This is a genomic window from Clostridia bacterium (genome assembly GCA_035561135.1).
Classification (GTDB): Bacteria; Acidobacteriota; Terriglobia; order Terriglobales; family Acidobacteriaceae; genus DATMYA01.
This window is the reverse complement of the sequence record DATMYA010000072.1, coordinates 22953-35699: the sequence shown is the minus strand read 5'-3', so window position 1 is coordinate 35699 and position 12747 is coordinate 22953. Positions and strand designations below refer to the sequence as shown.

The window sequence follows — 12747 nt, the reverse complement described above, 5'->3', positions numbered from 1 at the left end:
CCCTAAGAATCGGATTGCGTCAACTCACGTTCGTACCCGCCCGCAGCACTCGTCTCCAACTGCACGAGCGGAACGGGACGCTGTTCCTGAATGTCGCTATACCCCTTGTTGTTGAAGATCGATGTATAAAACGAGTGCGCGCGTTCCCACGCGTCATCGTCTGGCAGCGCACCAAAGGTCTGCACGTAAAGAGGACTGCCGGGGAACGGGAACATGGGAACCGGTTCACTCACCCACACGCCATGTGCCTTCAGGTTCTCCTGCCAGAGGCGAATTTCTTCCTTGTCGTCTTTTTCCGTAAGGATCAAGTTCGCCTGCACCCAGGGAATGCGCTGCCTGGCATATATCAGCAACTCCGTGATCCGTTCGGTACCCATGCGGCAGTTCTTGTTGAGTTCGTCGCGCCCTTCCTCGGTGATGGACTCTATGCCGCACTCCATCGAAATGCAGCGAGCGCGTCCAAGCAGATCCAGCGTTTCTTCGTCCCAGAGATCGATGCGCGTCTGGAAGCCTATCTGCACGTTGCGCTCGGCAATGCCTTCCAGCAGGCGGCGCACGTTCTTGCCAACGCCGAAAATTTCGTCGATGAAGTAGATGTAGTCAACGCCGCGCGCAATCAGCCGGTCCACCTCAATCAGGACTTCACTCACGTCGCGTTCGCGAAACTTGTTGCGGAAAAGCGTTTTATTACAGAAGGTGCAGGCCCACGGACATCCACGGGCGAATTCCAACTCCGCGCCGCGACCTTGGCCGAAGAACACATGGTGGCGATGCCGGTGCGCCTCCACGTTGTAATTGTCGAAGTCGAGCGCTTTGAGAGTCCTCATGTCCACCACGCCGAGGCTTGCGCTGATGTGCTCGCCCCTCTCGTCGCGATAGCAGCAACCATCGATGGCGCTCCATGGCATCGAAGCCAAATCGGCAATCGCCTGATCCGGTTCACCGCGAAGCACCACATCGGCACCGGTCTTGCGAAGCGCCGACGAGGGCGTCGCCGACGCATGAGGTCCTATCAGCACTTTCTTCGCACGACCACCGATTCCGGCAAACCACTCGATCGGCACACGCAGTTCAGGGGGAGGACAACGCCAGAACAGATACGAAGGAGCCGAGGGGATGACCAGGAAGTCAGGATCGAAGGCACCCACGCGCTCTCGCGTTTGCTCCAGTGTGAGATCGTCCGTCTGGGCATCCACGAGCACAGCGTCGTTCCTGGCTTCGCGCACCTTGTCAAACGCGAATAGCAGTTCGAGTGGAGTATGGGGATCGCGGCAGCCGAAGTACGTGGAACCTTCGAAATTCCAGTTTGGATTTACCAGAGCGTATCTCATGGCTACGCCGAACGTCCGAGTTCCGCGGCAGCCAGCGACACGGCCGAAGGAAGCTCCGGGGCACGCGTTGCGGCAAAGAAGTCGCGGTTGCGCTTGAACCAGGCATGCAGAGATTCGAGTACTCCTCGCACGTTAATCTCTGGCCTCCAGGCTGTGTCGCGCGTCAACTTGGAGTGGTCGGTGATGTAAATAAGCTGATCGCCAGGCCGCGAATCATTGCTTTCGCAATGCACGTTCAAACTCGTGAGCTCCTCGATTTTCGAAATCAGTTCAATGAGTGACACGGCGTTCGGCGGACCTCCGCCAATGTTGTAGATCTGTCCATGCGTCGTCAGGCGGTTCTCACGGGCAGCGTCGAAAGCTCTGAGCAGGTCATTGACGTGAAGCACGTCCCGAACTTGCAATCCGCTGCCGAAGATCGTGACAGGGATTCCGAGCAGCGCAGAGTAGAGGAAGTGCGCGACCCAGCCCTGATCTTCATTGCCGAACTGGCGGGGCCCCGCGATGCACGACATGCGGAACACCACCGTGGGCAGGCCATAGATGCGCGCGTAATCGCGCACGTACTGGTCGGCTGCGCCCTTCGAGCATCCGTAAGGAGAGTGGAAGTCGAGGGGTTGGTCCTCGCGCGTTCCGCTTGCGCTCTCGCGCGACACATACCGCGTCCCCTGCGCCACCGCCGTACCGCTGGAGAGATCGCCATAAACCTTGTTTGTGGAAGTGAACAGCAAAAACGGATTGTTGCCCCCGGACCGCGCCGCTTCCAGGATGTTGAACGTACCTCCGAGATTGACATCGAAATCCTGCCGCGGATCGACAACCGAAGTAGTGACGGCGACCTGCGCCGCGAAGTGGTATATCTCGGTCGCGTGCTTCACTGCCCGCTGAACCTTCGCCTGCTCGCGAATGTCGCCAATCGTAATTTGCAGGCGTCCCGACTTGCCAGCCAGCCGCTGAAGAAACTCAAGGTTGTGGCGAGAGCCCTTACGTGAGAGGTTGTCGAATATGTGTATCTTGGCCTCGGTGCTTTCCAAGAGCCGCTGTGCCCAGTTCGAACCGATGAACCCCGCCCCACCGAAGATCAGCACCGAGCGAAAACCTTCCTTTTTAATCCCCATCTTTGCTCATCTCCATTGCTCAAAGCCGAACGAATAGTCCAGACTCCCATTTCGATTCAGGTTTTCGAAACGGCTTCGGCCTGACGCACGTAACCGCCTGGAAACAAGTCTGGAGGGCTCTCGAGCAACCGGACCCGGAAGTTAGATGTAAATGGGACCAACTTGGCCGTGTGCGGCGAACCCTTTACTTACTTACACAGGGTAAGTAGATGCGAGCGTAGGGACTATGCGTTTGCCCTGAATTGAGCAGTAAACCGCTTTTTCTCTAGAAACCAAGGTGCGATCCGCTCATCCGGAAACTCTGCCTTGCGTGGGAGACTCTGGGTTTTGCGATTACTCTCGTCGTCTCCGGTTCTTTAGCTTGCATCCAGGGAGACGGGGCTGAAATGAAATTGGCCGACGCAGAGCGTCGGCCCGAGTACCTGGAGTTTGCGCTGCCATTCTGAAACAAGTACGCTCATTCGTTTCCTACGCGTCGTGTGATGGCCTGACTAGCGCCCTTGCCGGCCTTCTTCATATCCGCGCCCGCGCCTAGAGCTTCCACCCACACGCCCGAGCCCACAAGCGATTGGCCGCCATCGCAGACCATCACTGCGCCGGTGATGTACTCTGCTGCATCGCTGCACAGGAATATCGCCAAGTCTCCGATCTCGTCCTTGCGACCATAGCGGCCCAGTGGAATGTTGCTCTGCAAGCGGCTTGAGGTTTCCGGTGTGGGCGCAAGCCGGCGCATGCCTTCGGTTTCGGCGATTGGGCCCGGTGCAATCGAATTCACGCGAACACCTTCCGGCCCCCACTCGATCGCGAGCGTGCGCGTGATCATGTCAACGCCGGCCTTAGCGGCACAAACGTGCGACTGAAATGCGGTTGGCACGAACGCCTGTGTCGCCGAGATGTTGACGATGGACGCGCCCGGCTTGCGCAAGTATTCGTAAGCAGCGCGGCATGTGTGAAAGCTGCCAAGCAGATCGATGTCGATGACTGCCTTGAATCCGTTTGCCGACATATCAGCCGCACGCGCAGGAAAGTTTCCAGCGGCCCCGCACACCAGGATGTCGAACGCTCCCCTCGCCTCGTACGCCACCTTCAGCACGCGAACCATCGCATCAAAGTCGCGCACATCGGCTGAAAGGCCCATCGCTTCACCGCCGCTGCTGCGGATGCCAGCACACGCGTTATCGAGCTTTTCCTGCGTGCGTCCGATCAGGACCGTCTTCGCGCCGAGTTGAGCCATTCGCTCGGCGATACCCAGATTGATCCCACTGCCTCCACCGGTCACGACCGCAACCTTGCCGCTCAGTAGTCCTTCACGAAAGATCGACATCCCGGGATTGTACCTGCAAATGAAAAAGCGAGCAGATGGACTCTGCTCACTTTAGATTGGTGCCTAATTACAGCGTCATGTCGACCACGCGCCCAAAATAAGCGATAGGCTCACCATCACGCGTGTTCTGAATCGGCTCGTCAACAGTCCCGGGCGAGCAGTGGACTCTGCTCGCCTGGCTTTCTCGAAAGACTCTACCGCGGACGGCTGGCGGGCGGAATGATGCCGTTCATGCGCAGATACTCGACGATCTGGCCATAATGATCGAAGTTGTGTCCCTGGTTCAAAACGGCCACGCCGAGGCGTGTGGTCCTGCCGCTGCCGAACGGACTGGCGATGAACTGCGTCAGATTGTTTTCATCAATGGTGTTGTACGCCTTGTGAACGTACGCGAAAGAATCCTTCAGGTACTGTACGATTTCGGCTTTTGTCTTGTACTTGGCATCGCCGTTCTCGTTGTCGCCAACCGGAACCGGGTTTTTCTCGCCCATGATCGCCGCTCCGATCATGTAATTCGTAGTCGCGACGTGGCGGACCTGCTCACCGAAATTACGTACTCCCTTGAACTCGCCGTTCGTCGGCACAAAGTTGAACTTCGTCTCAGGCATAGCATCTGCTGCGGAAACAATCTCACTCTCTACGCCGGACATCTGCCGGTTCAAGACCATGCTGACTGTTGGCGGTCCCTGCTGCGTTTGCGCCTGGGGTGTGGCAGTTCCGGCAGACGGCGTGGTCGATTGTTGCTGCGCAAACGCGGACGCGGCGCACAGCACAACTGCCAATATCCACTTTCGATCTTTCATTCAATCCTCCGTGCAAAGCAAATTCCGAGATAAAGAGACCATAGCCGAAGAAAGACAACGGATCATCGCTCTGAGGCTGCGATGATTGCGCTCTCGTCTGTAACTTCGAACGGCCATTCGCGACGTTTGTAACTGCGAATGAGGTACACGATAACGCCGACGACGATGATAGCCAATCCGTAGCGCACTTCCCGCAGGAAGTTCTTGCGGGAGATCATCACGTAAAGAAAGCCGACGATGGCCAACAGCGCCGGAAGCGGGTAGAGCCACATTCTGTAGGGTCTGGGCATATCCGGACGCCGCTTGCGCAACACCATGACTCCCACGGCCTGCACCAGGAACTGGATCATGATGCGTATCACTACCAGCGCGGCAATCACATCCGCCAGTCGCAGGAAGCAGAATGCCGCCGCCACGCCGCCAAGCGCCAGCAGCGAGATGTGCGGAAAGTGTCCGGTTGGATGGACTTTTGCGAATACCTTGAAGTAGTTGCCATCGCGTGCCGCAGCGTACGGCACCCTGGAGTAGCCAAGCAGCAGGGAGAAGACGCTCGCAAACGCAGTCCACATGATGAGCACCGATACGAGCGTTCCTGCCCATGCGCCGTGGATACGCTGCATGAACGTTGCAACTACGTAGAAGCGTTGGTCGGCCTTCGCCGCCTGGTCCAGTTCGCGCCACGGCAACACGCCCAGAATGCTGATGTTCATCACGATATAAATCGAGGCCACGGCGACGATTGAGATGAGCAGCGCACGCGGGATGTTGCGGGCCGGGTCTTTCACTTCTCCTGCGAAGAAGCAGACGTTGTAATAGCCCCAGTAATCGTAGGTCGCGATCAGCATCGCGGCGCCCAGCCCGGTAAAGAATTCGTACCCCGGCGTGAATGCATGTGGCGGAAAGTCAAACGCCAGTTTGGAATCGAAGTGCGCAAGCCCCGAGGCGATAATCCATACGATCGTCCCGATCACGCCAACCCAAAGCAGCTTGGAAAAAGCGCCAACGGTGGTGATGCGACGATATAGCAGCAACACGGCGAGCAAACACGTGCCGATTGCGACCAGCGTCGCAACCGTTACCACGATCCGCAGCTCAAACGGCCCGAGGAAAGGGATCATCACCTGCATGTCGCGCGCGAAGAAGGTTCGTCCTACGCTTGGCCAGATGTACGCAGCGTACTGTGAAAGGCCTATACAGCCGGATGCAATCGAGAGCGGCGCACTGAAAGACAACTGCCAGATAAAGAGGAACGAGAGCAGCCTTCCCCACTTCTGCCCGCCATAGATTTCGCGCAGATAGCCGTAGGATCCGCCGGACGCTGGCATGGCCGCGCCCAGCTCTGCCCATATCATCCCGTCGCACATGGCGAATGCCGCGCCCAGCACCCAGCCCAGCATTGCTTGCGGGCCGCCCATCGCACCCACGATTAGCGGGATCGTGATGAACGGGCCGACGCCGATCATGTCGATCATGTTCAGCGCTGTGGCGCTGCCCAGTCCGACGCCACGAACAAGATTCTTATCTGGTGAAGGCTCGGCGGTGTGTGTTGGCATGTAGTCCTTTACCTGCCGCTCTCGTGTCCGGCACTCATCAAATTCACAAAGAGACGCACCGCGCCGGGCACTCCGCTCGGCAATTGACGGAAGAAAGATAATCCGGTGTAGATGTACGTTCCGTGTCCGTAGGATGCGCGAAGCAAGCCACCCTGCAGAGGCTGCTCGCCCGGATCATGTGACGCGAGTAGCGGATGTAACCGCTCATCCCACTCTGACATGAAGTACAAGCCACGCTCCTGAACCCATCCCTGGAAATCGCGCTGCGTCAGTTCATTCGGGAAATCGAACACGTCGTCCCCGGGGTCGAGCAGTTCCATGGGAGCTTCCTCCACGGTAACCCGATCACGCCCGAGCTTGGCCGGATAAGGAGTGAAGTTGCCGCCATTGAAATCTGCGACACCGGAGTTGTACTGCACCACCAGAGTGCCGCCGTTCGCAACGTAGTCCAGCAGGCGCTTGTTGTTTCGGCGCACGTCATCGCGTGTGTCGTAAGCACGCACGCCCAGTACGATGGTTCCGTACTTGTGCAGATCGCCGCCAGCAAGCTCCTGGGGAGAAATCATCTTCACATCCATGCCGACCTGCCGCAGCACCTCCGGAATGCCATCGCCTGCCCCCATTACGTATCCCACTTGCAGATACTTCGGAAGCTTCACATCCACAATGCTGACTCGCTGTACGGCCGGGTGATAGTAGTACGCGGTGCCGATGTCGGCCCTGCCCAGCACTGTGTATCCCTGCTCGTAATCGCGTCCCTGGTGCTCCAACGTAGCTCGCACGTCGAAGCGCGCCTCGCGCTCAGATTCCGGAAAAAGATAGAATCTGAAACGCTTGTTTTCGCCGCGACGCTCGAACGTGACGCCGTGGGAAATGGGTTGAACACGCCACCCCTGCGGCGCGTGCAGCTTGAGCACCGCATCGGCAACGTTCTCCAGATTGCTGCGAACATCGACCGAGACTTCTACAGGACCTTGAGAACCGAGCGGCACGACCAGCATCGCGGGCTCTACGGTCAACGAAAACGGAGGCGCGACTGCAACCGTCCGCAGCTCCTTCGTGCCGTCTGCGGCCGTGACTTGAGCCTGCAATGTGCTGCTCAGCGCAGCAGCCTGCCCAGCGAACTCGTACACGGCACGCACTCGAACCGGGGGTGGGATCATCGGCAAAGTCACGTATTCAGGGTCGTCGAGGCTGTACACCGTGTCGCGCTCAGGGTCCGTGCGGTGATAGTACGGCCGAGTAAAGGCCGCATCGCGCGGCACGCTCACCTCGAATACAGCCGAGTTCGCATTGCCATCGGTAGATGCAAGGCGGTTCCAACGCCATCCATCCGGCAGTTCCAGACGCATGTCTGTCGCTCGCACAGACTGTGATTGCGGTCCCGGCTCCAAGATCACGCGGACCGTGAACGTCTCGCCGGGAACGACGATTTCCGTCCCGCGCGTGGGGTCAAGCATCGCTCGCAACGAAATCCCCAGTGCCAACTGCGCAGCCTCTTCGAACTGATACTGCTTCGTTGCCAATTCTGTCAGGAGCTCGCGGCGGACGCCCACCGACACCGCCGAATTCCGCACGCCGTCCATAAGTTCATTCGTCAGCTTCAATCCCGTGAGCAAGTGCGAGGCGGCACTCACCTGGTCCCCTGCCGACGACGCTTGTCGTACTAAGTCGTCGATTTGCTGCAGCGTCCTCGAAAGATTCGCAACCCGCGCAGCTTCCGGTCCCGCAGCCGATGCGAGGCCCTTCACGCTGGTATCGATGCCATCGAACAGATCGCGCTCATGTCCATCCGGGCCAGTCGTGGATGGGAGCGTTGAAGCGACAAGTTTGTAGAAGGTCATGTGCGGGCCCGCCGTGGCGCGCCACGCATCCGCACCTTGCGACAGCTGATGTCGCAACCCCTGCATTGCGAACTGTCGATAGCTCATTCCCAGCGCCGGAGACATTTCGCCCGTATCGAAGCGCACCGTCCAGTCTTCGCTCTCGCGGACGTTGTCCACGTACAGCTTCTTGGCCTGCCACGGCCTGAGACCTTCGCTGATCTGCTCGGGAAATCGCTTCGGATCACCCGCCGCATCGAACGCCTCGCGCGAGAGGATGCCGGCCGCCTCGTGATGTCCGTGCCCGTCTCGCGTCGATCCCTGGAATCGGCTTACGATCACGTCCGGACGGAAGGTTCGAATGACGCGCACTATGTCCGCGAGCGCCACATCGTGCCCGCGCCATTTCTCGAATGTCTCCGCCGCGCTTTTCGAGAAGCCGAAGTCAGCCACTCGCGTAAACCGCTGCTCCACTCCGTAGTAACGATCAGCGGCGAGCAACTCAAGCGTTCGCAGCGCACCCAGTTCGTCGAAGAAGCTGCTGCCCGTTTTGTTCTGTCCACCCTCGCCGCGATTGAGCGTGAGCAGCATGGCCGTCACGCCCTTGCCGCGCGACTCCAGCGTGAGCATTCCGCCATCTTCATCGTCAGGATGCGCCGTGATATGCAGCAGCCGTCCGGTCGTGCTTAGGCGTAAGAGCATCTGCCGAAGGCCTGCATCGCCGCTGTCCTGCGGCAGCGGTTCGGTCGCAGACACGGCCGCCTGCTGAGCAACGCTGCCCAGCGTAGCCGCCAGTAAAAGTGCGACAGTAAGAAGATAAGAACGTGTTCGCTTCAGCCAGACCAAAGCTTTCCTCCGGCGCACGGCACCATCTCTGTACGTTTCTATCTGCTGCAACGTGGATTGTGCAAGCCCGAGGATGAAGCGAGTTGAAGTTTCGGCTAAAAAGCAAAGGCCGGACAGCTTTCGCCTGTCCGGCCCCAAAGTCTCTCGCTTGCTTACGCCGTCGTCTCCTGCGCTCTGAACGTGGCCGCCGCTTTGCGGTCGAGCCATTCCATCCACTGTGTCAGGCCGTCACCCTTCGTGCAGGAAACCTCCACGATCTCCATGCCCGGATGCACCGCACGCGCATTCTGCTTCGCCAACTCCGCATCGAACGGCACGTACGGGAGCAAATCGACCTTGTTCAGGATCATCAACTCCGACTTGGCGAAGATCGACGGATACTTCAGCGGCTTGTCTTCCCCCTCCGTCACGCTCAGCATCACGATCTTCGCGTGCTCGCCAAGGTCATACGAAGACGGGCAGACGAGGTTCCCGACGTTCTCGATGAACAGCAGATCGATATTTTTCAGCGGCCAGTCGGCAAGGTGCTTCTCGATCATCTTCGCGTCCAGGTGGCAAGTTCCGCCGGTCACGATCTGCTTCACCGGAAAGCCGAAGCGCGCCAACCGCTTCGCGTCATTCTCCGTCTGGATATCGCCTGTCAGGACGACCACACGCTTGCTCTTGTCGAAGGACTCCAGCGTACGCTCCAGGATCGAGGTTTTTCCAGAACCAGGCGAGCTGATGATGTTCAGCGTCAGCACGTTATGCTCACGGAATTTCGCGCGTAACTCTTCGGCTAGCCTCTGATTTTCATTCAGTACCTTCTTCTCAACCTGTATCTGGGTCATGGTTCATCTACCTCTATATATGCAATGTCCAGCTCTTCGCCGCCGATGCAGCGCGTATTCGCCTCGCCACAAGCCGGGCACTGACTCTGGTAGTCCTTCACCACGAACTCCGACGCGCACACGGGACATCGGTTCTTCCACGGCGTGCCCTCAATCGCGAGCGCGAGGTTGGCGAACTCGGTATCGCGGGTCAATGCTTCCCAGCCAAAGGTCAGAGCGTCGGGATCGATCCCCGCCAGTTCGCCGATGCGGAGCCCGAGCTTGACGAATCGCGATCCCGGGCGCTTTGCCGCCTCTGCTTCCACCGTCTCCAGAATCGAGGTGGCAATGCTCAGTTCGTGCACGCTGCCTCCAAGCCTTGATTCTAAACCGTGAGGTCACGATGTGGCGTGCTCGTACGGTTTGCCGTTTGCCCTGACTGTCGGGCCAGTATCCAACGTTTGATCTGGTTTCAAATATTGCGGCGATGCTTTCGACCGCCACTATCTGTTCACGCGCAACACTCCTGCTCCTTCGATTCTGCTGTGCTTCATCGCCGATAGCGCTTCATTCGCGTCCTCGAGGGCAAAGCTCTGCACCGCGGTTCTTATTGGTATGTCTGTGGCAAGCTGCAGAAACTCCCGAACATCGTCGCGAGTGCTGTTCGCCGCGCTTCGCAGCACTTTCTCGTAATACAGCAGCGAATATGCCATCGGCGGAATTTCCGTCATAGCGATTCCAGCCAGCGCCACCGTTCCACCTTTTCGCACATGGCGCAGAGCTTCGGGGACGACCTTTCCAGCCGGCGCGAAGACGATCGCGCTGTCCAGCTCCGCCGATGAGGATTCATCGGCACCACCCACCCACGCCGCTCCCAGTTCCCGCGCCAGCTTTCGATGCGATTCAGTCCGGGTGAATACGTGCACCTCGCACTTGTGAAATCGCGCCAGTTGCAGAACGATGTGGGCCGACGCGCCGAAGCCGAACAAGCCTAACCGCCCGCCCGACGAAATCCCGCTCAACTTGTACGACCGATACCCAATTACTCCCGCGCACAACAGCGGCGCAACGTTCTCATCCGTGAAGGCATCCGGCAGCCGAAACGCGAATCGCTCATCCACCACCAGGGCGTCAGCATATCCGCCGTTTGCGTGCAATCCCGTGAACTTCGCGCGCTCGCACAGGTTTTCCCGCCCGGAGCGGCAGAACGTGCACTCGCCGCACGTCCAGTACAGCCAGGGCACGCCTATGCGGTCACCTTCTTTATGCGTGCGCACGCGCTTGCCCACCGCGTCCACGACGCCCACCACCTGATGACCGGGCACGACCGGCAGCTTCGGCAACGCTAGGTCGCCCTCCACCGTGTGCAGGTCCGTACGACACAACCCGCAAACGGAAACGCGCACTCGCACCTGCTCATCGGCAGGGTCCGGCAGGGCAACATCTTCCAGCCGCAGCGGATGCTCCTCTATCGGCCTCGCTTTGTGCAGCAACATCGCTTTCATGGCGAAGCGAGTTTACTAGCTCCTGCGCGGAAGTTGAAGGCACACACACTGGCACGGCGAGTAGAATTCTCTTTCATAACTCTGGGAGAACTTCATGCGCGATACGTCTCAGTCCCGCCCCGCACCGCAGCCAACGAGAGATTTCACCGCTGTTCCCGAGCAGCGCGACTGGAATGCCTATGTTGAAGAATTCCGCAGCGCCGGCCACAGCACGGTCGATTGGATTTGCGAGTTCCTGAAGGACACGCGCCAGTACCCCGTCGTGCCTAACCTGCGTCCCGGCGACCTTGTCGACGCGCTGCCTGCCTCGGCACCCGAAAAGGGCGAGCCGCTCGAAGCCATGCTCGCCGATTTCCGCCGCATCGTCATGCCGGCCGTCACGCATTGGAACCATCCCGGCTTCCTCGCCTACTTCGGTACCACCGGCTCCACGCCCGGCATTCTCGGCGAAATGATCGCCGCCGCTCTCAACACCAACGGCCTGCACTGGAAGACCTCTCCCGCTGTTGCCGAACTGGAAGAGGTCACGCTGGGATGGCTGCGCCAGTGGCTGGGACTCCCGCCTGAATTCTTCGGCATCATCTACGACACAGCGTCCGTCAGCAGCATGCACGCCATCGCCGCCGCACGCGAACTTGCCGACCCCGCCGCCCGTGAAGATGGCTCACGCTCGGAACTCGTCATGTACACCTCCGAGCAGTCGCATTCCTCCATCGAGAAGGGCGCCATCGCCGTCGGCATCGGACAGCGAAACGTTCGCAAGGCCCCGGTCGACGCCGAATTCCGCATGCGCACAGACGTGCTCGCACGCATGATCGAGGACGACATCGCTGCCGGGAAAAAGCCTTTTTGCATAGTTGCGACCGTCGGCACTACATCGACCACCAGCATTGACCCTGTCGCGGAGATCGCGGACATCGCCGAACGGCACAACCTCTGGCTGCACATTGACGCCGCCTATGCAGGCACTGCCGCCATCTTGCCCGAGTACCGCCACATTCTCGCCGGAGCCGAGCGCGCGCACTCGCTCGTAATGAACCCGCATAAATGGCTGCTCACGCCCATGGACCTCAGCGCCTTCTACTGCCGGCGTCCGGACATCCTGCGCCGCGCCTTCTCGCTCGTACCCGAGTATCTTCGCGCCTCCGAGGACCCACGCGCCGTCAACCTGATGGACTACGGCGTCCCCCTCGGCCACCGCTTCCGCTCGCTCAAGCTCTGGTTCATCCTGCGCTACTTCGGACGCGAAGGCATCCAGCAGATCGTCCGCAAGCACATAGCCCTCGCCGGTGAATTCGCCGACTGGGTACAGTCCGATCCACGTTTTGAACTCTCCGCGCCTGTCCTTTTCTCTGTCGTCTGCTTCCGCTATCGCGGCACCGGCGACGAGAACAAAGCCATCCTCGACGCCGTAAACGCCTCGGGAAAGATATACATTTCGCACACGGCCCTGAACGGGAAATACGTGCTGCGAGTTGCAGTTGGCAACCTGGGAACAACGCGAGAGGACCTGCAAACTGCGTGGAAGCTGGTGAGGGAAGCCGTGACCAAATTGGGGTAGCGCCCAAGGGTTTTCGCACTTTGCCTCAGAGGCGCAGCTAGGCACAAGACACGCAGGTTGGGGCAGGGTTTCGA

10 protein-coding genes are annotated in these 12747 nt (G+C 59.4%); 1 reads left to right on the top strand and 9 read right to left on the bottom strand.

Features of this window, described 5'->3' with window-relative positions; all coding sequences use genetic code 11:
• Nucleotides 1–2: 2 nt before the first annotated feature.
• From VN622_15425 to VN622_15385, 9 genes are all read right to left on the bottom strand, one after another.
• Nucleotides 3–1331: a TIGR04295 family B12-binding domain-containing radical SAM protein gene (locus VN622_15425; GenBank protein HWR37251.1), complete on the bottom strand. Its 1329-nt coding sequence runs from the start codon at nt 1329–1331 to the stop codon at nt 3–5.
• A 2-nt stretch (nt 1332–1333) separates the two neighbouring features.
• Complete coding sequence (locus VN622_15420; protein ID HWR37250.1) at nt 1334–2449, bottom strand: GDP-mannose 4,6-dehydratase; 1116 nt, start codon at nt 2447–2449, stop codon at nt 1334–1336.
• A gap of 457 nt (nt 2450–2906) precedes the next feature.
• A complete protein-coding gene (locus VN622_15415) occupies nt 2907–3773 on the bottom strand; it encodes an SDR family oxidoreductase (protein HWR37249.1) in 867 nt (288 codons plus the stop codon).
• Nucleotides 3774–3967: 194 nt separating this feature from the next.
• Nucleotides 3968–4576 (bottom strand): DinB family protein, encoded by a 609-nt coding sequence (locus VN622_15410; protein HWR37248.1) that lies wholly within the window; start codon nt 4574–4576, stop codon nt 3968–3970.
• 62 nt (nt 4577–4638) lie between these two features.
• Entirely contained in the window at nt 4639–6129 is a 1491-nt protein-coding gene (locus tag VN622_15405) for an APC family permease (GenBank protein ID HWR37247.1), read from the bottom strand.
• Nucleotides 6130–6137: 8 nt separating this feature from the next.
• Nucleotides 6138–8708, bottom strand: coding sequence for a PIG-L family deacetylase (locus VN622_15400; GenBank protein HWR37246.1), 2571 nt, complete (start codon nt 8706–8708; stop codon nt 6138–6140).
• 242 nt (nt 8709–8950) lie between these two features.
• A complete protein-coding gene (hypB, locus tag VN622_15395; protein ID HWR37245.1) occupies nt 8951–9628 on the bottom strand; it encodes a hydrogenase nickel incorporation protein HypB in 678 nt (225 codons plus the stop codon).
• Nucleotides 9625–9972, bottom strand: coding sequence for a hydrogenase maturation nickel metallochaperone HypA (locus VN622_15390; GenBank protein HWR37244.1), 348 nt, complete (start codon nt 9970–9972; stop codon nt 9625–9627). The genes hypB and VN622_15390 overlap by 4 nt, the downstream gene beginning before the upstream one ends.
• A gap of 138 nt (nt 9973–10110) precedes the next feature.
• Complete coding sequence (locus VN622_15385; GenBank protein HWR37243.1) at nt 10111–11112, bottom strand: zinc-dependent alcohol dehydrogenase family protein; 1002 nt, start codon at nt 11110–11112, stop codon at nt 10111–10113.
• 94 nt (nt 11113–11206) lie between these two features.
• On the opposite strand from VN622_15385, the gene VN622_15380 reads away from it, so the two are divergent.
• Nucleotides 11207–12673: a pyridoxal-dependent decarboxylase gene (locus VN622_15380; protein ID HWR37242.1), complete on the top strand. Its 1467-nt coding sequence runs from the start codon at nt 11207–11209 to the stop codon at nt 12671–12673.
• The last annotated feature ends 74 nt before the right edge of the window (nt 12674–12747 follow it).

Excerpts from the sequence above, each read along its gene's own strand:
- VN622_15425 (HWR37251.1), bottom strand. The coding sequence starts at position 1,331 with ATGAGATACGCTCTGGTAAATCCAAACTGGAATTTCGAAGGTTCCACG.
- VN622_15420 (HWR37250.1), bottom strand. The coding sequence starts at position 2,449 with ATGGGGATTAAAAAGGAAGGTTTTCGCTCGGTGCTGATCTTCGGTGGG.
- VN622_15415 (HWR37249.1), bottom strand. The coding sequence starts at position 3,773 with ATGTCGATCTTTCGTGAAGGACTACTGAGCGGCAAGGTTGCGGTCGTG.
- VN622_15410 (HWR37248.1), bottom strand. The coding sequence starts at position 4,576 with ATGAAAGATCGAAAGTGGATATTGGCAGTTGTGCTGTGCGCCGCGTCC.
- VN622_15405 (HWR37247.1), bottom strand. The coding sequence starts at position 6,129 with ATGCCAACACACACCGCCGAGCCTTCACCAGATAAGAATCTTGTTCGT.
- hypB (HWR37245.1), bottom strand. The coding sequence starts at position 9,628 with ATGACCCAGATACAGGTTGAGAAGAAGGTACTGAATGAAAATCAGAGG.
- VN622_15385 (HWR37243.1), bottom strand. The coding sequence starts at position 11,112 with ATGAAAGCGATGTTGCTGCACAAAGCGAGGCCGATAGAGGAGCATCCG.
- VN622_15380 (HWR37242.1), top strand. The coding sequence starts at position 11,207 with ATGCGCGATACGTCTCAGTCCCGCCCCGCACCGCAGCCAACGAGAGAT.